This is a genomic window from Rheinheimera sp. NSM (assembly GCF_052380015.1).
Lineage (GTDB): Bacteria > Pseudomonadota > Gammaproteobacteria > Enterobacterales > Alteromonadaceae > Alishewanella.
This window is the reverse complement of sequence record NZ_JBQTCI010000003.1, coordinates 1-18,918: the sequence shown is the minus strand read 5'-3', so window position 1 is coordinate 18,918 and position 18,918 is coordinate 1. Positions and strand designations below refer to the sequence as shown.

At 49.8% G+C, this 18,918-nt stretch carries 14 protein-coding genes and 2 tRNA genes; 6 read left to right on the top strand and 10 right to left on the bottom strand.

Translation table 11 applies throughout. The features are described 5' to 3' along the window. Positions 1–19 precede the first annotated feature (19 nt). The 9 genes from ACTZWV_RS09415 to ACTZWV_RS09375 are packed head-to-tail and all read right to left on the bottom strand — an operon-like array spanning position 20 to position 12,421. Positions 20–1,336, bottom strand: coding sequence for a nucleotide sugar dehydrogenase (locus tag ACTZWV_RS09415; protein ID WP_444786296.1), 1,317 nt, complete (start codon positions 1,334–1,336; stop codon positions 20–22). Beyond that, the gene (locus ACTZWV_RS09410; RefSeq protein ID WP_444786295.1) at positions 1,333–2,565 is read right to left on the bottom strand and encodes a TIGR03087 family PEP-CTERM/XrtA system glycosyltransferase; all 1,233 of its coding nucleotides are present in this window, start codon (positions 2,563–2,565) and stop codon (positions 1,333–1,335) included. The genes ACTZWV_RS09415 and ACTZWV_RS09410 overlap by 4 nt, the downstream gene beginning before the upstream one ends. Continuing rightward, positions 2,562–4,481, bottom strand: coding sequence for an asparagine synthase (glutamine-hydrolyzing) (gene asnB / locus ACTZWV_RS09405; RefSeq protein WP_444786294.1), 1,920 nt, complete (start codon positions 4,479–4,481; stop codon positions 2,562–2,564). Before asnB ends, ACTZWV_RS09410 begins: the two co-directional genes overlap by 4 nt. A gap of 3 nt (positions 4,482–4,484) precedes the next feature. Further along, complete coding sequence (locus tag ACTZWV_RS09400; RefSeq protein WP_444786293.1) at positions 4,485–6,380, bottom strand: XrtA/PEP-CTERM system amidotransferase; 1,896 nt, start codon at positions 6,378–6,380, stop codon at positions 4,485–4,487. Positions 6,381–6,384: 4 nt separating this feature from the next. After that, positions 6,385–7,578, bottom strand: a complete 1,194-nt coding sequence (locus tag ACTZWV_RS09395) for a TIGR03088 family PEP-CTERM/XrtA system glycosyltransferase (protein ID WP_444786292.1) — start codon at positions 7,576–7,578, stop codon at positions 6,385–6,387. After that, positions 7,575–9,110, bottom strand: a complete 1,536-nt coding sequence (xrtA, locus tag ACTZWV_RS09390) for an exosortase A (protein ID WP_444786291.1) — start codon at positions 9,108–9,110, stop codon at positions 7,575–7,577. Before xrtA ends, ACTZWV_RS09395 begins: the two co-directional genes overlap by 4 nt. 4 nt (positions 9,111–9,114) lie before the next feature. Beyond that, positions 9,115–10,143 (bottom strand): FemAB family XrtA/PEP-CTERM system-associated protein, encoded by a 1,029-nt coding sequence (locus tag ACTZWV_RS09385; RefSeq protein WP_444786290.1) that lies wholly within the window; start codon positions 10,141–10,143, stop codon positions 9,115–9,117. 14 nt (positions 10,144–10,157) lie between these two features. Beyond that, positions 10,158–11,006: an XrtA system polysaccharide deacetylase gene (locus ACTZWV_RS09380; protein ID WP_444786289.1), complete on the bottom strand. Its 849-nt coding sequence runs from the start codon at positions 11,004–11,006 to the stop codon at positions 10,158–10,160. Positions 11,007–11,011: 5 nt separating this feature from the next. Then, a complete protein-coding gene (locus tag ACTZWV_RS09375) occupies positions 11,012–12,421 on the bottom strand; it encodes a TIGR03013 family XrtA/PEP-CTERM system glycosyltransferase (protein WP_444786288.1) in 1,410 nt (469 codons plus the stop codon). 186 nt (positions 12,422–12,607) lie between these two features. Between ACTZWV_RS09375 and ACTZWV_RS09370 the strand changes: the two genes are divergently transcribed. Genes ACTZWV_RS09370 through ACTZWV_RS09355 form a run of 4 tightly spaced genes read left to right on the top strand, consistent with a single transcriptional unit; the run spans position 12,608 to position 17,385 of the window. Beyond that, on the top strand, positions 12,608–13,240 hold the full coding sequence (locus ACTZWV_RS09370; RefSeq protein ID WP_444786287.1) for an XrtA/PEP-CTERM system exopolysaccharide export protein: 633 nt from the start codon (positions 12,608–12,610) through the stop codon (positions 13,238–13,240). A gap of 38 nt (positions 13,241–13,278) precedes the next feature. Continuing rightward, entirely contained in the window at positions 13,279–14,874 is a 1,596-nt protein-coding gene (locus tag ACTZWV_RS09365; RefSeq protein WP_444786286.1) for an XrtA system polysaccharide chain length determinant, read from the top strand. Beyond that, complete coding sequence (locus ACTZWV_RS09360) at positions 14,871–15,767, top strand: XrtA-associated tyrosine autokinase (RefSeq protein ID WP_444786285.1); 897 nt, start codon at positions 14,871–14,873, stop codon at positions 15,765–15,767. The genes ACTZWV_RS09365 and ACTZWV_RS09360 overlap by 4 nt, the downstream gene beginning before the upstream one ends. After that, complete coding sequence (locus ACTZWV_RS09355) at positions 15,736–17,385, top strand: TIGR03016 family PEP-CTERM system-associated outer membrane protein (RefSeq protein WP_444786284.1); 1,650 nt, start codon at positions 15,736–15,738, stop codon at positions 17,383–17,385. Before ACTZWV_RS09360 ends, ACTZWV_RS09355 begins: the two co-directional genes overlap by 32 nt. 23 nt (positions 17,386–17,408) lie before the next feature. Here the strand turns inward: ACTZWV_RS09355 and ACTZWV_RS09350 are convergent, their stop codons facing one another. Then, complete coding sequence (locus ACTZWV_RS09350; protein WP_444786283.1) at positions 17,409–18,410, bottom strand: ExeA family protein; 1,002 nt, start codon at positions 18,408–18,410, stop codon at positions 17,409–17,411. 342 nt (positions 18,411–18,752) lie between these two features. On the opposite strand from ACTZWV_RS09350, the gene ACTZWV_RS09345 reads away from it, so the two are divergent. After that, positions 18,753–18,828, top strand: a tRNA-Ala gene (locus tag ACTZWV_RS09345). Between the two features lie 14 nt (positions 18,829–18,842). Continuing rightward, a tRNA-Glu gene (locus ACTZWV_RS09340) sits at positions 18,843–18,918 on the top strand.

The following is an 18,918-nucleotide window of genomic DNA, read 5'->3' as shown; positions in this document are numbered from 1 at the left end:
CGCCAGCGCCGGAGTAGCATTACCAGCACAAACCTATGTAGCGGGCCTTAACAGCCTGCGGCTGTTTCAGGTGCACCAGGTCAACCAGGATATGCTCTGCCGTCAAACCGGCCAGCACTTGTTCTACCAGGGCTTTGTCGTTCAGGCCAAGGACAATCACTTTATTGTTGGCCAGCACGGCACTGACATCCTGTGTCATCAGCTCACCGATATGCGGGATCGACTCTTCAATAAACTTTTTGTTGGCGCCGAGTAAGCGGGATAAATTCACCTCGGGATCATAGATACTCAGGTGCATGCCTTTACCAATCAGGTATTCTGCCAAATCAACCAGCGGGCTTTCGCGCAAATCGTCGGTGCCGGATTTAAAGCTCAGGCCTATCATGCCGATGTCGCGACAGCCCAGCGCCAGAATTTTTCTGGTTGCCTGTTGTAAATGCACAGCATTGGATGCCAGTACCTGTGACAGCATAGGGATCTCTATGTCGGCTTGCTTGGCAACATACTGCATAGCGCGCAGATCTTTGGGCAAACAGGAGCCACCAAAAGCGAAGCCGGGTTTGAGGTAAGCCGGCGAAATATTCAGTTGTTTATCGGCGCAGAGCAAATCCATCACTTTAAACGGGTCTACCGCTAAACCTTCGCATAATCTGGCCACTTCATTGGCAAAGGTAATTTTCAACGCATGAAAAATATTGCAGAAGTACTTTACCGTTTCGGCCGTTTTCACATCGGTTTTGTGATACACGCCGGGTAAATGGCCAAACAGGCGCTGCATTTGCTGGTGCGCGCGTTCGGTATTGGCCCCAACGATGGTAAAAGGCGGGTTGTCGTAGTCTTTAATTGAACTGCCTTCGCGCAAAAACTCCGGCTGAAAACAAATATCAAAATCGACGCCGTCTTTTTTATCTGAATGTTGCTCCAGCAACGCTTTGAGGCTGCCCTCAACAGTACCCGGCAACAGAGTAGAGCGGAACACTATAGTATGGTGCCCCTGTTTGCCCGCCAGGGCACGGCCTAACTGCTCTGCCAGCCGCAGCACCGCAGTTTGATCCTGGCTGCCGTTACTTTGTGACGGCGTGCCGACACAAATAAAGGATACTTCTGACTGGTTAACTGCATCCTGCACATTTTGTGTTACCCGCACGCGGCCACTGGCTGCCATGTCGGCCATCAGCTGCGGCATACCTTCTTCAATTACCGGTGATTGACCATCTTTAATCAGTTGCAGTTTAACGGCGTCGATATCTACGCCAATTACCTGATTACCGTCGCGCGCCAGGCACGCCAGTGAGACGGCGCCAACATAGCCCAAACCAAAAATACTGATATTCATAATTGCACTTCCCTTTGAGTGACCCGGTTTTCCTGAAATAAGTTTAGACAGCGCGTAACGATGCTGTCTAATTGCTGCATGGATAAATGCCACTGATGGTTGCTGAGCATCCTGGCCCGGCCTGCTGCAGCATAATGCTGACGCAGTTGCGGCTGCGTCATCAGCTTAAGCGCTTGTTGCGCCAGCTCTGCCGGCGTATCGGCGATAAGAAAATGTTCATTGACGACGGCATCTATGCCGCCGGCCGCTTCGCTGCTACTGATAACCGGTACCGCCATTGCCATGGCTTCCAAAATTTTATTCTGTGTACCTCTGGCGATTTTCAGTGGTGCTACCATGGCTGCGGTGTTACGGATAAACGGCCGTACATCGGCGACACTGCCGGTTACGGTGACACCGGGTAGTTTAGCCAGCGCGCGGATCTCAGCACTGGGCTCAGCGCCGACAATATACAGCCTGGCGTCGGGCAGTTGTGCCAGCACGAGCGGCCAGGCAGCGGCGCAAAACTGCAGCATGGCTTGCTGATTCGGGTAGTAATCCATGCGGCCGATAAACGAAATGCTGTGTGCTTCGTAGTTGCTGCCGTCGGCATCAGGGCAGAAGTAGTCAGTGTCGACGCCGTTGGGAAACCAGGCCGTGGCCGGTGCGGCCTGATAGCTTTGCAAGGTGTCCAGCTCAGCTTTAGTGGTACAGGTACTGATATCGAATTTTGTTGCCAGTTGCTTTTCTGCCCGCAGCATTTTTTGCCCTTCGAGCAAATAGCCCAGGTTCAGCGGGAAAGGTTTAAATTCACGATACGCCAACCATTTTTGTGAGTCCATATCGCCAAAATCGAGGATTTTCGGAATATGCTTCACATCGGCAACATATTGCGCCACTGAAGAGCAGTGCACAAAGATTAAGTCAAATTGATGCTCTGCCAGCAATTGGCGAACATGCGCTGCCAGGGCACTACTGTAAAAATAGCCCATTGATGAAGGGGTTAGCAGGGGCAGCCGCACTATCATGCGGGCAAATTGCAGCTTGTCATCGACCGGCGCCGCAAAATAGTGGCTGCAATGCTCACGTATGCCTTCACCTTCTGCAGCTTCGGCCGCGGAGCGGGCCAACGAGGCGACATACACCTGATGCCCCTGCTGATGAAAGTGGCGGATCATGTTAAACGGCCGGATCTTACCGCCGCGTTTGGGCGGAAAAGGAAAACGATGACAAAGGTACAAAATTTTCATGCCGACATCCTGATTGTCTCGCTGATATGCTCAGCGCTGTGTCCATCAATATACAGCTGACACCAAATTTCCAGATTTAGCAAGGCCAGCAAATGATCGGTGTGATCTTCGCGTCCGGCCAGGTGCAGTGTCAGGGTCTGTTCTATCAGCGGCCAGCTTAGCAGGCCGCGCCGTTCAATGCATTCCCGGTTAATAAACAGCTGCAGCAAACCGGCCAGTTCTTGTTTTAGCCAAGCGCCAAGCGGGGCGCCAAAGCCGCGCTTGGGCCGGTCCAGAATGCTGGCCGGTAACACATCGCTTAATGCCTCTTTCAGCAGGTGTTTCAGCCGGCCGTTTTTCATCACCAGTGCCGGCGGTATGCTAACGGCCAGTTCAACCATCTTATGATCGAGAAAAGGCACGCGGCATTCCAGTGACGTTGCCATGGTCATCTTATCTGTTAGCAACAATAAGTCATCCGGCAGCTGGGTTTGCCGGTCGGTATCAAACATCCGCCATAAGCCGTCGTTGGCTTTGCTATTACGATAATGCTGCTGTAACAGGCTGGTCGCTTCGGTATTGCCGCTCAGCAGTTGCCGGCTTTGCTCCGGGCTGAATACCTGCATATAACGCAAATAGCGCTCATCGTCGCTCAGCTCAGCACTTTGGACAAAGGCTTTGGTCAGTCGCAGGGTATTTAACCATTTTGAATGCCTGTCGCCGGGCAACTTGCCGGCCAACGGGCTGATTACCTTATGGCGTAACCAGGCCGGCACTTTACGGTATTGCTGCAGGTAGTGTTCTCCCTGATAGCGGCGGTAACCACCGAACAGCTCGTCGCCGCCGACACCGGATAAAATAACGGTAACATCTTCGCGGGCAAACTGTGATACCAGGTAGGTAGTGATAAAAGCACTGTCGGCTACCGGCTCATCCATATGCCACAGCAGTTTAGGCAGCAGGCTGACCACATCCGGCTGCACCAGAATTTCGCGATGCTCAGTGCCAAATTGTTCTGCAACGGCACGGGCGTAGGGCAGTTCGTTATAAAACTGGCCGGCATTGCCGGTATCAAAGCCGATGGCATAGCTTTTAACCGGCCTGGCGCTGTGGCGCGACATCAGCGCCACTATAGCGCTGGAGTCAACGCCGCCGGACAAAAAAGCGCCCAACGGCACGTCACTGACCATTTGCATTTCAACCGATTGCTCCAGCTGCCGGCGGATGCGCCGCACCCAGCTTTGTTCTGTGCAGGGTTCTGCCGGCGTAAAGTCGGGCTGCCAGTAGCGGTGCTGCGCTATACCTTGGGGGCCAATCAGCAGATAGCTGGCAACCTCCAGCTTATTAATGCCTTCTAACATCGAGTAGGGCGCCGGCACATAACCAAGGTTCAGGTATTGTTGTAAACCGTGCGGGCACACTTGTGCCTGAAAATCCGGTAATGCCAGCAGGGCTTTACTTTCAGTAGAAAACGCCAGATAACCGTTTTTCTGCCCGTAGTACAACGGCTTGATGCCCAGCCGGTCACGTGCCAGCATAAGCTGTTGCTTACGGTTGTCCCACAGCGCAAAGGCGAACATACCGTTCAGATGTTGCAGGCAGTCCACACCGTACTGCTGATACAGATGCAGGATCACCTCTACATCTGATTGTGTTTTAAAGCGGCAATGGCTTAAGCCGGCGCGCAGTTCACGGTAGTTATAAATTTCACCGTTACATACCAGTACCAGTTGGCCGTCGTCACTGCTGATCGGCTGATGACCACCGGCTAAATCGATTACCGACAAGCGGCGCATGCCCAGGGCAATATTGTCTGCCAGGTACTGGCCGCTGTCGTCAGGCCCGCGGTGCGCTGTAATATCGCCCATCAGTTCCAGCCAGTGCGGCGCAAAGTGTTGTGGTCGTTTAACGGCAACCAGGCCATGAATACCACACATAGCTTACCCCAACTGTTGCCGGTAAAAGTTAGCAAACATCAGCAAGCTCCACAGCGCAGAGCTGTGATCATGATGACCGCTTTGGTGTTGTTGATACAGCTGTTGAATAAATGCCTGATTAAATAACCCCGAGTCGGTCAGGGCCTCACTACACAGCGCTTGTTGTAAGGTGTCACGTAGCGGGCCTCTGAACCAACTGGCCAGCGGTACGGCAAACCCCATCTTTTTGCGGTATAAAATGTCGTGTGGCAGGTGCGGCTCTAACGCCTGTTTAAACGCGGCTTTGCCTTGCTGCTGTTGAATATTCAATGCTGACGGGATCCTGGCGGCCCACTCAACATAGTGATGATCTAAAATAGGCACCCGCACTTCAAGCGAATGCGCCATGCTGGCACGGTCTACCTTGGTCAGGATGTCACCCGGCAAATAGGTCTTCATATCCAGATACTGCACCAGCTTCAGGGCATCGTCGGTATTGGCGTTAGCAGCATGGCGTTCAAACACTTCTGTAGCCTGGTAGCCGGCCAGTTGTTGCTTTAAGTAGGGTGAGAATAACTGCGCCCGCGCCTGCGGCCGCATTACCGACACGGTGTCGCAGTAGCCGGCTAAAGCTGTCATTGCCAGCGATTGAAAGGTTGTTTTGGCTCTGACAAAACGCGGTGCCCAGTCCAGTTTCGGGTAAATACGGCCGAGCGGGCCGAATAAATGCTGTCGCACAGTTGCCGGGAGCATGGCACGCATTTTTTCTTCATGTAGCTGAAAACGGTAACGGCGATAACCGGCGAACAGCTCATCTCCGCCATCGCCGGACAAGGCAACCGTAACGTGCTGTCTGGCAAGCTGACATACGCGGTAAGTCGGGATCGCAGAGCTGTCGGCATAGGGCTCGTCATACAAGTCAGCTAATTTATCAACCAGCGAAAAATCATCGCGGTCAACCAGGCCGGTGCGGTGATTGGTGTGATACTGCTCCGCTACTCTGTTGGCATAATCACTTTCGTCAAAGCGTTTATCATCAAAGCCGATAGAGCAGGTATTTACGGCGTTATCCTGCTGTAATTGTGCCATCAGGGCCACCACAGCGCTTGAGTCGACACCCCCGGATAAAAAAGCCCCCAGCGGGACTTCAGCAATCAGGCGGATATCGACCGCTTCTTTCAGCCGCGGTAACAGTTGTTCACGCACCTCAGGCTCAGCCAGGGCCGGTGCCGAGAAATCGACATCCCAGTACTGTTGTTGCCGCAGCGTAGTGGGCTGCTGTTTATCCAGCAGTAAATAATGGCCGGGATTAAGTTTAAACGCATTGGCGTAGATAGTATTGGGCTCGGCGATATAGCCAAAGGTGAAATACTGTTCAATAGCCGGGTAATACAGCGCCTTGCTAAAAGCCGGATGGGCAGTGATTACCTTTAATTCGGAACCAAACAGCAACTGGTTGCCGGGTAATACGGCATAAAACAGCGGCTTAATGCCTAAACGGTCGCGAGCGAGAAACAGCTGCTGTTTGGGGCGATCCCAAATCGCAAAAGCAAACATACCGCGAAAATGCTTGACGCAGTCTACTCCCCATTCTTCCCAGGCATGCACTATGGTTTCTGTATCGCCATGGGTGGAGAATATATGGCCTTTGGCGGTCAGTTCGGCAGTCAGTTCGGCAAAGTTATAAATTTCGCCGTTAAAAACCACTGCCACATCGCCGGTTTCATTAAACAGCGGTTGATGGCTGCCGGCGATATCAATAATCGACAGCCGCCGGTGCGCCAGACCCAAGCCTGGTTCATAGTGAAAGCCATCGGCATCCGGGCCGCGGTGTGACTGTATGGTATTCATCCTGGTCAGAATGTTGCTGTCAACCTGGTTATTATCCTGCAGGTGTAAAATACCGGCGATACCGCACATAATGTTAACCTTCCTCTGGTGTTAATGCTTTTTGGTACAGTGCCTGATAGCGACTTACCATGGCAGCAATACTAAATTGTTGTTCGGCTGCACGGCGTGCCGCTACTGCCGCGGTTTGGCGCTGCTGTGGTTGTTGGTAACATTGCAGCATCTGTTGTTTAAGGGCCGCGACATCTTCTGATGGCACCAGCCAGCCGTTGTCGCCGTGGCGGATTAAGTCCGGATTGCCACCAACTGCAGTTGCAATCACCGGCAGGCCGCTGGCCATGGCTTCAAGCACAGTGTTTGAAATACCTTCTGCTAAAGACGGCAACACAAAGACTGAGCAGCCGGGTAAGATGGCGGCCACATCGTCGCGGTTGCCAGGCAACCAGCATTGCTGTGCTAACCCGGCGTGTTGCAGTTGCTGCCACAGCGGCGCACGGTATTCCCCCTCGCCAATAATGACCAGAGCAGTGGCGGCAGAAAATTGCGTATCGGCGCGACACAGCTCAATGTATGCATTAACCAACAGCGGGTGGTTTTTTACCGCTACCATGCGCCCGACACTGACAAAAATAACGCGGTTACTGCTGCGTAGTATCTCCGGCAGGGCAGAGGCATCTCTGGCGGTGAGGTTAAATTTTTGCGTATCAACGCCGTTGCAAATCAGGTTCAGCTTGGGCGCAGCCACCTTAATTTGCTGCTGCAAATAACTCAGGTTTTCCTGTGACAGGCTGACATACTGATTAACAAGCGGTCTGCACAGTCGTTTTAACCAGATATATTTGCGATTAACGCCGGCTAAATCTTTGATATCCCAGCCATGCTCGCCGTGGATCCGATAACGCACACCGGCCAGCCAGGCACTGAGCTGATATTCCAGCGCGGCGATATTGCGGCTGTGGCAGATATCCGGACGCAACTGACGTAATAAGCGGTAGCAGCGCAGAAATGAGTGGATATCGTGGCCCGGTTTTTTATGCAATGGGTAGATGGCTACGTTGCCGCTGTGGATGCGCTGAAAAAAGCCGGCGTCGTAATCGGTCAGGCAAACAATGCTGTGACGAAATTGCTGCTGGTCCAATTGGTTAATCAGGTTCACCACGCCATTTTCCAGCCCGCCGGTACGAAAACTCCAGACGATATGACAAATATGCAGCTGTTCTGTGGTACCTGCTGCGGCCAGCGCTGATGCCGGCGGCGTGCCGTCGATCATCGTGTACGCTCCAAAGCGGTCAGCGGCCCGGCGGGCAAGGTGGTGTTATTGGCTTGTTTTAGCAGCGGTAACTGCTGCTGTAACTGCTGCTGCAGTTGCAGCCTGGCAGCAGCGACATCATGTTCATAATAAATACTCAGGGCGTAAAAACTGCCGTGTTGACTTACATGAAATACCTTGCCCAGTGCCTGGGCTGCGGTGATCAGATAAGGGTTAGCAGAAAAATAGTCGCCGCTGCCATACCAATACCATAACAAACGCCGCGTGCCGTCATTGGCGCGTAAATCAACTTCCTGCACCTGCAGGCGCTGCTCGCCCAACTCAAGCCATTGCTGCTGCTGCGCTGCCGGAGTCCAATGCGCCCGCTGATAAGGCTGGTTGTGCCAACTGACCAGCTTGGCATTATCGACATGCTGATAAAATGCACTGTAAAACCAGATCTCCGCATTGTTATGCTGCCACTTGCCGGATAATGCTGCTGAGCTATCAACAAACTGTGGCTGCTGGATACCGGGCGGAACCAGTTTAAGCTGCTGCTGCAACAGCTGCGTATTGTATGCCGGCGATGCATTTAACGGTGGCAGTAAATAAGCTGCGCTAAAGGGTAAAGACAGTAAAAATGCGGCCAGGGTTGCGGCTAACAGCGGTGCACCACGGCGTTGTTTGCTGACAGAGTGCGGTACGGCAGGTGCCTGGTCAGCCCAAAAGCTGCCAATATAAAACATCAGGAAAATAATCACGCCAAAAAACAACCAACCGTAGATCAGGTGGTCAACGCCAACGGCGTGTTTCATATCGGTCAGGTGGGCTATCAGCACTATACCAAAGGCTCTGATGCCATTGGCAAGGATCGGCACCAGTATCGCAGCCAGACAAAACGCCAGTTGCTTATACCAGCGGCGGTAGTTCAGATAGGCAAACAGCGTGCCCAGGGCAAAAGAGGCAATCAGATAGCGCACACCGGAGCACGCTTCGGCTACCAGAAATAATCCGGTGGGCGTACTTAAATACAGGCCCTCGCGATACACCGGGATATCCGCCAGCCGCAACGCCGCCACGGTAATGTCGGCGGTGATCAGTTGCATCGGCGCAACCAGGGCGTCACCCATAGGGACAGCAAAAATCAGGTAAGCTAACGGAAACAGTAGCAGGTACAGTAATTGCCGGCCACAACACAACCAAACCAGCATTGGCAGCAGCAGTATCACCGCCAGTTGTTTTACCACATTCACATTAACGGCATCGGCAAAAAACCATGCTAACAATAATATCGCCAGCGGCAACAAAGCGGCTAAACTGCTGCTAAGCGCCGTGGCTGCGATGTGCTGCCGCTTTTGCCAGATCAGATACAGGCTGATGGGGAAGATAAGAAAACCATGTGCAAAGGTATCAGAGCGTTGCCAAATTTCTACCATTGAGCTTAAGGTAGACCAAAAAGCGACCAGCCATAACAGTAGCAAGGCCAATAACGCGGCGTAATGGCGATTGGCAAAGACGGGGCTTAATGTGAAGTGGCGAAAATTAATTTGCATACCGTTACCCCAGATAGCGCGAAAGTTTTGGCCCCAGCCACTGACTGGCGGCTAATGGCAGATGTTGCCAGAGCTTAATAAACAGCTGATACCGGGGGTTGTCAGGACTGAGATTGGGTAACGATTCTGCCTTGACCAGATAGTACTGATAAGGCAGTTCCACCGCCGTCATGCCCCAGTGCTTTTTATACTGGTAGGCGCCGGAGTCCACTTTACTGCGGCCAAAATCATACGACGTGCAGGCTTTGTTCAATCTGGCATGGCACATCAATTGGTAATACATGTAGTCGTTACTTTTCAACGATTTGGCATCGCTGATGCCGCCACCGTAGTAGGGCAACACCTCATTTTTAAAATAGAAACTCATCACCGACGATACGGCTTTATGCTGCTGCCGGACGGTGAGGATTTCGCAGTGATGCGGAAATACTTCACTGATTTTATTAAAAAAAGCTTTGCTAAATACCGGCGTGCCGAGGTTTCTGACACTCTCGGAATAGGTTTGGTAAAAATCTCTGCTGTCGCTGTCTAAGGTGTACGTCAGTGTTGAATTCAGCGCGTGCCGGATAACCGCACGTTGTTTCTTTTTAATGCTGGCTAATATCTGCTCAGCGTCGTCGGCCAGGGAGCAGGCAAAATAAGCATGCTGGCTGCGGGTGGTAAAGCTGTTTTGCTGCACGGTTTTATAGCGCAGTTCCAGATGATGCACGTTTAGTGATGTTGCCAGTTCAATGGCGGCCTGCTCTAAAAAGCGTTTCACTTGTGGCGCCCCCAAAGCGCCGCCGTAGACACAAAACGGCGTGGATACCAGGGCATCACCAAACAGTACGCTTTTTACTCTGGCCAGCGGCAGCACACCGACAATGGTGTCGTGCTCGGTGGCATACAGGTAGTGACATTGATGGCCGCAGGCAGCAACAACCTGCTGCCAGCCGGACAAATGAAAAAAAGTCGCCTCTTCGCAGTTATTAACAAACTGATCCCATGCCACTGCTTGCTCGTCCATGAGCGACAATGTATTCAATTGATACATCAGCTTCCCTTTAATTAAACAAAATACGACTGATAAACTTCTTTTACACTACGCCACTGATAATCTTGTAATAACAGTTCCAGCTTGGCCTCCATCCGCTGCAGGTTGGTATAATGCCGCAGGCGTGATTTTAGTGGAGCGCTGGCAAATCTGGGCTGCTGCGGATCAATCTCCCACGGATGAAAGTAAAACATATAAGGTGTGCTGCTTTGCTTTAAGTAGCTGTCGATACACCTTTTACTTAACCAATACGGCAGCAGGCGAAAGTAACCGCCGCCGGCGATGGGCCATTGCTTACCCAGTTTATTTAATACCGGCATCGGGCATTCCCAAATACCTTCCGGTCTTTTATACGGCTGTTGCGGCCAATCCGGCGTACCATATAAATCGTGTACCACCGGATAGGTACTGGAGCTGTACAGATACCCTTCTTCAGCCAGGGTATCAAAGGCCCATTCATTACTTTTGCCAATTGAAAAGCTCGGCGCGCGGTAGCCGGTAACTGCTACACCGGTGATGTCTTCAAGCAAGGCTTTAGCGCGGCGCACATCGGTAGCAAATTCTGTTGCTGTTTGCACTGACGCTTTAGCGTGGTTGTAGCCATGACTGGCCACTTCATGGCCGCCGGCATGTATTTGCCTGACCAGTTGCGGATAACGCTCGGCAACCCAGCCTAAAATAAAAAAGGTAGCTTTGGCCTGATGTTTGTCAAACTGCTGTAGCAATATTTCTGTGTTGCGTTCCACCCGCTGCGGCAACGAGCCCCAACGTTCAGGTGATACTGTGGCATCAAATGCTGCCACATGAAAATAGTCTTCAACATCTACCGTTAGAGCATTACTTCTTACTACGGGTAATGGCATCAGTATCAACGCCCTTTACCGAACAACACGATTTCTACTGTTCTGATCAGGATCATCAAGTCGAGAAACAAGCTGCGGTGCTTAATGTAATACAGGTCGAACTTCAGTTTTTCCTGCGCATCTTCAGCCGTTGAACCATAAGGATATTTCAGCTGTGCCCAGCCGGTTAAACCAGGTTTAACATTATGCCGTTGGTTATAGTAGGGAATGTCTTTCACTAACTGATGGACAAACTCCGGACGCTCCGGCCGTGGACCAACAAAGCCCATTTCGCCGGCTAATACGTTCATTAGCTGCGGCAATTCGTCTATGCGGTATTTACGGATAATACGGCCAACTTTGGTGACTCTGTCGTCGTTGGTTGTGGCCCAGCGCGCACCGTTTTTTTCTGCATCGAGGCGCATGCTACGAAACTTAAGAATATAAAAAGGCTTGCCGTCAAAACCTACGCGCAGTTGGCGGTAAAAAATGGGGGCACCGGTACTGCGACCATCCTCCAGGTAAATCAGTAAGGCGGTGATTAACATAATTGGCCAGGTTACTGCCAGCAACAGGACCGCGAGGATCAGGTTCAGTTTATAATCGAGATTGGTTTTAAAGCGTTGATTTAAATCCAGGCCATTGGCGTAAATCACCCAACTGGGATAAATCAGGTTTACCGCAATCTGACCGGTTTCCCGCTCAATAAAATCAAGTATTTCAATAACATCTATGCCGCGTGTTTTACATTTAAACAAGTGCTCAACCGGCAGCATATTACGCCGCTCATCACAGGCAATCACCAACTGATCAATGTTGTTTTCAGACACAAATTGAAACAGGTCATTCTGATAATCGAAGCGGGTCAAACGATGTTCCGGAATACCTGCATTTTTGTCACCCTCTATCGGGGTAAAGCCGAAAATTTCGAAATTACGTTTGTCGACATTACGACGCATGCGGCGCTCGATAATAGAAGCCCGTTCACCGGCACCTAAAATTAATATCCGTCGCCTGCTGATACGGGTGATGTCATGGTAGTGAAACAGTGCGCGAAAGCAAGATAGTAGTAAAGCTGCAAGTCCTGATGCTATCGCAAGGTACAAGGTGCTGATATGCAATGACGAAAACAGCTGAAACACGATAAATTCGAGCAAGATTGCGTTAAAAGCTAAGGTAATAACCACACGTTTGATAATGCCTTTTTGGCCTTCGCGTAGCTTTTGGTCATACAAGCCAACCGAAAGGGCACACAGCATGACCGACGCTGCGAATATCAGCGCATTGATTAAACGGTGATCAAGAGAAATTGGGGAGGCATAAAAACTGTAGATATAACTGGCCAGCATACTGGAGAGGGCCAGCAGCACCAACTCACCCAGAAGAAACAGCTTATCTGCAATCGTATTTCTTCCATAACGACTTGCTATACTCATAACGACATCCTTGTGCATCCATTGCGTTTAGGCTGTTGCAGACCTGTCTTGCATGTCCATCTGCAAAATTTAGCTCAGTAATTATACTATTTCTACGGCAAAACAGAAATTTTATTTTCTTTTTTTGCATCACAAGCGTAAATTTTTAAGTTATATTGTCAGAGCATCAGTAAAAGGACCAGTACTATGATGGCGTCATCTGCGAAAGGATATTGCGGTTTAATATTGATTTTCGGCCTGTTTTTGTCAGGCTGCTCAGTTAATCCGTTGCCGCAGGCAACAGTGCAAAGCTCCCTCACTACTTCAGTCGATAATTACCAGTACCTGATAGGGCCCGGTGATTCTGTTTCTATTTTCGTTTGGCGTAACCCGGAATTGTCCGGAGGCTTTATTGTCAGACCGGATGGAAAAATTACCACCTCCCTGGTTGAGGATGTGCCTGTCAGTGGCAAAACGCCTACCCAGCTTGCCAGGGATATGGAAGCCATATTGAGTAAGTATATTCGCGATCCCGTGGTAACAGTATCGATGACCGGCTTTGTTGGCCCATACAGTGAGCAAGTCAGAGTAATTGGCGCGGCGGCGAATCCTCAGGCTATCAGTTATCGTGAATATATGACCTTGTTAGATTTGATGATTGCTGTTGGCGGTTTAACCGAATTTGCTGATGGTAATGCGGCCAAATTAGTCAGAGTTAAAGATGGTCAGCAACATACGTATGATCTGCAACTGGATAACCTTATTCGTGAAGGAGAAATCAGCGCTAATGTTGATATATTGCCTGGCGATATTATCATAATACCGCAAGCATGGTTTTAAGCAGCAAGGGTTAGCTGCGCAGGTTCAGGGAGTGATACATGAGAGAGTTACAACAGGCAATTGAGCAGGTTTACACCTATGTACAAGGTGTGTGGATACGCCGGCGTTATGTGGTAATTACCGCCTGGTTAATTTGTCCGGCCGGCTGGTTTTATGTCTACAATATGCCACCTACCTTTGAAGCCAACGCTAAACTTTACGTTGAAACCAGTACTGTGCTGCAGCCTTTGTTGCAGGGACTGGCATTGCGCACCAACAGTGATGATGAAATCAAGTTGATGGCCAGAACCTTGCTAAGCCGGCCTAATTTGGAAAAAATTGCCCGCGCCACTGATCTGGATATTCAGGCCAAAGACGATAAAGCTTTTGAGGCGCTGATAGATGGTTTGCAAAGCCAGATCAAGATATCGGCATCCGGGCGGGAAAATATTTACCTCATTTCATACAGTAACCCGCAGCCGCAAATGGCGTTAAAGGTGGTGCAGGAAACGCTGAATAACTTTGTTGAGGGCCAACTTGGCTCCAGCCGCGCTGACTCACAAACGGCAGAGCGATTTCTGAATAACCAGATAGCGGATTACGAGCGGCGTTTAATGGAAGCCGAAATTCGTTTATCCGATTTTAAAAAACATCGTATGAATATGCTGCCGGGTAACCAAAGTGATTACTACAGCCAGATCAGCAATGAAAAGAGCCGGTTAGAAGAAGCTAAGTTGGCTCTGCGGGAGTTGGAAACACGATTAAGTTCCGCCAGGAGTCAACTGGCAGGTGAAGAGCCGGTATTTGGCGTGGTACCTTTTACCGGCAGTGCTAACCGACCAGCTACACAGTTCGACGAACGAATTAAGAGTTTACAATCACAACTGGACAGTTTGTTGATCCGTTACACCGAGTTTCATCCGGATGTGTTAGAAACAAAACGTTTACTAACGCAACTGGAAACAGATCGCGATGCTGAACTGGAAACATTAGCGCAAATTTCAGCTGAGAATCCCGGGCAAAATATTAATCTGAATCAGAATGCAGTGTATCAGGAACTGCGCATCAGTGTCTCCAGACTGGAGACGGAGGTAGCGTCGACCAAGGTACGGGTGAAAGCATATGAGGATAACGTAGCGGAGCTGGAAAGTAAGCTTAACTTAATTCCGGAAATAGAAGCTGAATTCACCGGATTAAACCGCGACTATGATATTACCAAGTCAAAATACGAAGCCTTGTTGTCCAGACGGGAATCTGCGGAATTATCCCGCAGAGCCGATGCATCCGCGCAAGATGTGCAGTTCAATGTTATTGAACCGCCGCGGGTACCTTTGACACCGTCCGGGCCAAATCGTGGTTTGTTTTATACCTTGGTGCTGTTCCTCGGGATTGCGCTGGGGATCTGTTTAGCATTTTTACGCAGTTTGATATCACCGGTGCTGACTCGTGCATCGCAGTTACAGAGCATTACTGATTTTCCGGTATTTGGTGTGGTATCACATACGGATAAGTACGCCATTTTGAAGCAGGTCAGAATGCACTTTGTGTATTTTGCTATGCTCAGTGGCGGGTTACTGCTCTGTTACATCGCGTTATTGAGCAATGAGGTGTTGTTTGGTCGGTCCGCTGAATTGTTATTGAGGGTTATCCGGTGAGTATTATTGAAAAAGCCATCAACAAACAGGTTCAGCAGTCTGATACCAAACCGTTAAGCACGATTGAACGCACTCAGGCAGTAACAGAGGCCGGCAATGAGCCCACAGCCGGGCCAGTTGCTGCTGCGGTAACGGCTAATATTGCTGAACCTGCAGAACATAAAGCCTTTATTGAGTTAAATTTGCCGGAGCTGGAGAAAAAGAACTTTGTTTCGTTGTCCAGTGAGCGTCGTCTGATTAACGAAGAGTATCGGGTGATAAAGCGCAAATTGATTAACAATGCCTTTGGTGCTCTGAGCAGCACATTAAAACACTCGAATCTTATTTTGGTAACCAGTTCCAGGCCCGGAGAGGGTAAAACCTTTTCTGCTATTAATTTGGCTTTGAGTATTGCCTTGGAGCAGGACAAAACGGTGTTGCTGGTTGACAGTGATGTTTTGCGGCCAAGTGTATCGAAAAGCCTGAACATAAAATACGATATCGGTTTGACGGACTACCTGTTATCAGATGAGATTAAAGTCTCTGATATTATGCTTAGCACTAATGTTGAGCGGTTAAAGATCATCACCGCCGGCAGACCGCATCACTTGTCAACAGAACTGTTGGCCAGTGAGCGTATGTTGATGTTGGCCAATGAGTTTGCTTCGCGATACCATGACCGTATCGTTATTTTTGATGCGCCGCCGCTACTGGGGGTTAATGAAACCGCGGTAATGGCGTCCATGTGTGGTCAGGCAGTTGTGGTTCTGGAAGAAAACCGTACTAAAATCGCCGAAATCGAACAAGCGGTAACATTGTTACCCAAAGATATTGCCACCGGTTTTCTCATTAACAAAGCGCACCGTAATCAGGGTAAAGGTTATGGTTATGGTTATTACTATGGCGCAGGCTAAGGTGGTGAAACACTGCCGCGTTAGTCAAAGTATTATTATGGCCGGTAGCATTGTGTTGCCGGTTGTAACTGGCGGAGCAGTTGCGGCAGATGTGAGAATAAGCCCTGAACTGGAACTGGGGTCCTATGCCTTTTGGGTACGGGATGAGGAACAGTCACCCGGGGTGGACAAAGGTCTGGCGGCTCTTGTTACGCCATCGCTAAGGGTTAATGCGACAGGTAATAACCTGTCTTCGTCATTGTATCTGCAAAATGAGGCGGTGTGGTATGAAGATGCCCAGCGTTCACACAAAAGCCTGACAGAATACAGTTGGCGTAATCTGGCTACGGCTTACGATAAGCGGCTTAGCTTCGGCTTAAATGCCAGCAGTAATAACAGGGTGCGTAACTCGCAAAACGGCGTATTTTCAGACATCATCACCGGCTCTGAAAATTTATCGAAGACGACAAGTTATGGCGCAAATCTTGGTTTTACTACCTTAAGAACCGCCGATGTCCGCGCTCAACTGGGATTATCGTATCGTGAGTTGCACTCTGAAGCACCTGAGGTTGATGATGGCTCGGGCGATTTTGACAATAACTCCTACGCCGCTACTTTGGATTTAGGTAGTGCAACACGCCAATCTACGTTGTTTTGGCAGTTCAATGGTAACTATCGGAAAACTGAACGTGAAGCCAGGGACGACTTTGTCAGCAAAAGTGCCAATGGTAATGCCGGAATGCCGCTTGCGCCGGGTCTTTCCTTAATTGGCCGCGGCAGTTATGAGAGCAATGACAACACCAGTAACTTCAGTAATGAGTTTCGCTCTTACGGTGTAGGATTGGAGTATCAATTTGGCAGAGCGTCGCGTATTAATGTGACGCAAAATCGCTATACCACCGGAAACAATGATTCAAGCCAGGCTGATGCCAGTGGTACTTATGTCGGTATGGAAGTTTTTCTGGCTCCCAGCCGGCGCACTACGTTGTCTTATAATCTGGACCGGCGGTATTTTGGCAGGACGGCCAATTTGCAGGCAAGCTATAACATGCGATTTTTGTCTGTCAGACTGGCGTTGACTGATTCGGTGCAAACGCAGTCTTCACTGGAAGAGGTATTTCAAGATTTAGGCATCTTTGTCTGTCCGGATGGGGTAACTCAGATCAGCGAGTGCTTCAGGCCACCGTCTAATAACTATGAATTAGGCACCGGAGAGTCTTTTCGCCAGTTGTTTGATGTTGAGCTTGAGCTTAGTGAAGAAGTTATTAAGCGTCGTTCTGCCGCCTTGACTGTAGGTTACAGTAAAAACAGGCTTGCCTTGAGTGTGCAGGCCAGTAAAAACGAAGATGAATATGTCGAGTCCGCCAGGCTTACTGAGCGTAATACTTTTTCAATGCAGGCGTCGTGGCAGCTGTCGCAGCACGATGCATTACTGTTTAATGCCCGGTACTATGAAATAGACTACAGTTCCGGGCAACGCAGAGACAGCAATAGCTCGCTTGAGCTTGGTGTTAATCATAAGATCAACAACAACGCTGATGTAAGTGCCAGTGTGCGTCGGGTTATGCGTAATTCAACACTCGATAGTTTTGATATCGAAGAAGACCGTGTTTGGTTGACCTACAGCCATAAATTTTGAACCCTCAATACCTTAGCCTAAGGTTAATTGTCTTTCTCATCGCGGCTACTGAGTAAATGTTGTTGCCTTTTCAGTAAGGCATCCAGTTCTTTTGCCATTTTTATTTTCTGCTCCAGCTCGCTGTCCAGCATCAGAGAAAGCTCTTTACGTGCATCTTGAGATGTCGGCGTTGATGCCTGTCTTACGGCAGGATGGGCTGCTGATGGTGCCTGGTTGGCAATTTCCTGAGATATTTCCTCCAGTACAGTGTTGACGTTATCAACGCTGATGGCTGCACACTCCTCCAAATAGCCAAACAGCAGTATCCTGTCCATAGTGGTGTTAATTTTGCGCGGAATACCGCGGCTATGCTGCTGGATTAACTCATAACAATCATCTTGTAGTAGCTGAAGATCACCACCGGCTTGCTGCAGGCGATATTGAATATAGGCTTTGGTATCTTCCAACTGAAACGCTGACAAATTAGATGAAGCAATAATACGCTGGCGGAACTGTTCCATATCCGGTGCCTGGACTATGGCATTGAGCTCGTTTTGACCGAGTAAAAAGCTCTGCAGCAGGGGTTTGCCATTTAGCTGAAAGTTAGACAGCATGCGCAGCTCTTCTATAGAAGCCAGTGGCAGGTTCTGTGCTTCGTCGACCAGCAATAGCGCTCTGCGATGTTGTGCGTGTAATCGTTTCAGATAGCTGTAGATAGCGTCAAGGTAACTGGCCTTGCTGTGCTCCGTAACAACCAGATTAAAGCTGGACGCAATCATTCTGATTAGGTCGTCCGGCTCCAGTTTGGAGGTGACGATCTGTTTGGCAATAATCTCATCCTGGTTTAACTGGCTTAGCAACTGATTGGCAATGGTGGTTTTACCGGTACCAACATCACCGGTGATAACAATAAAGCCTTCGCCCTGGGATAAACCATATTGCAGATAGGCGAGGGCGCGTTTATGTAACTTGCTCGCATAAAACCAGTGGTGGTTGGGGGTAAGCTGAAAAGGTCGTTCCCTGAACCCGTAGTACTTCTCGTACATAATATCTCATCCTTTTGTTGTATCAGCCACACACTGCTTTTCAGCAATGCGGTTGCTGCTAGTTTATACAAAAAAATCGCAGAACACGATGTTCCGTTGCCAGGCAAAGATTTGTTTTTTAATTTTGTCACGGCAAACAGTTTGCAGTAAGGCTTTATGTTTGCCTAAGCCGTTATATAAACAGTCTTTTTCGTCGTTTTTTGCTGATAATTTCAGCATGGCGTCTAAAAAATGGCCGAACAAATAAACTGACAGAAAAAACTGTTGACACATTTTCGGTGGCACCCTAGAATGCGCCCCGTGTTCAGCGCTAACGTAAGTTGGCAAAAAACATAAAAGTGTGGGGCTATAGCTCAGCTGGGAGAGCGCTTGCATGGCATGCAAGAGGTCAGCGGTTCGATCCCGCTTAGCTCCACCAAGATTTTTTAGTGCGTCCCCTTCGTCTAGAGGCCTAGGACACCGCCCTTTCACGGCGGTAACAGGGGTTCGAATCCCCTAGGGGACGCCA

Excerpts from the sequence above, each read along its gene's own strand:
- ACTZWV_RS09415 (WP_444786296.1), bottom strand. The coding sequence starts at position 1,336 with ATGAATATCAGTATTTTTGGTTTGGGCTATGTTGGCGCCGTCTCACTG.
- ACTZWV_RS09410 (WP_444786295.1), bottom strand. The coding sequence starts at position 2,565 with ATGAAAATTTTGTACCTTTGTCATCGTTTTCCTTTTCCGCCCAAACGC.
- asnB (WP_444786294.1), bottom strand. The coding sequence starts at position 4,481 with ATGTGTGGTATTCATGGCCTGGTTGCCGTTAAACGACCACAACACTTT.
- ACTZWV_RS09400 (WP_444786293.1), bottom strand. The coding sequence starts at position 6,380 with ATGTGCGGTATCGCCGGTATTTTACACCTGCAGGATAATAACCAGGTT.
- ACTZWV_RS09395 (WP_444786292.1), bottom strand. The coding sequence starts at position 7,578 with ATGATCGACGGCACGCCGCCGGCATCAGCGCTGGCCGCAGCAGGTACC.
- xrtA (WP_444786291.1), bottom strand. The coding sequence starts at position 9,110 with ATGCAAATTAATTTTCGCCACTTCACATTAAGCCCCGTCTTTGCCAAT.
- ACTZWV_RS09385 (WP_444786290.1), bottom strand. The coding sequence starts at position 10,143 with ATGTATCAATTGAATACATTGTCGCTCATGGACGAGCAAGCAGTGGCA.
- ACTZWV_RS09380 (WP_444786289.1), bottom strand. The coding sequence starts at position 11,006 with ATGCCATTACCCGTAGTAAGAAGTAATGCTCTAACGGTAGATGTTGAA.
- ACTZWV_RS09375 (WP_444786288.1), bottom strand. The coding sequence starts at position 12,421 with ATGAGTATAGCAAGTCGTTATGGAAGAAATACGATTGCAGATAAGCTG.
- ACTZWV_RS09370 (WP_444786287.1), top strand. The coding sequence starts at position 12,608 with ATGATGGCGTCATCTGCGAAAGGATATTGCGGTTTAATATTGATTTTC.
- ACTZWV_RS09365 (WP_444786286.1), top strand. The coding sequence starts at position 13,279 with ATGAGAGAGTTACAACAGGCAATTGAGCAGGTTTACACCTATGTACAA.
- ACTZWV_RS09355 (WP_444786284.1), top strand. The coding sequence starts at position 15,736 with ATGGTTATGGTTATTACTATGGCGCAGGCTAAGGTGGTGAAACACTGC.
- ACTZWV_RS09350 (WP_444786283.1), bottom strand. The coding sequence starts at position 18,410 with ATGTACGAGAAGTACTACGGGTTCAGGGAACGACCTTTTCAGCTTACC.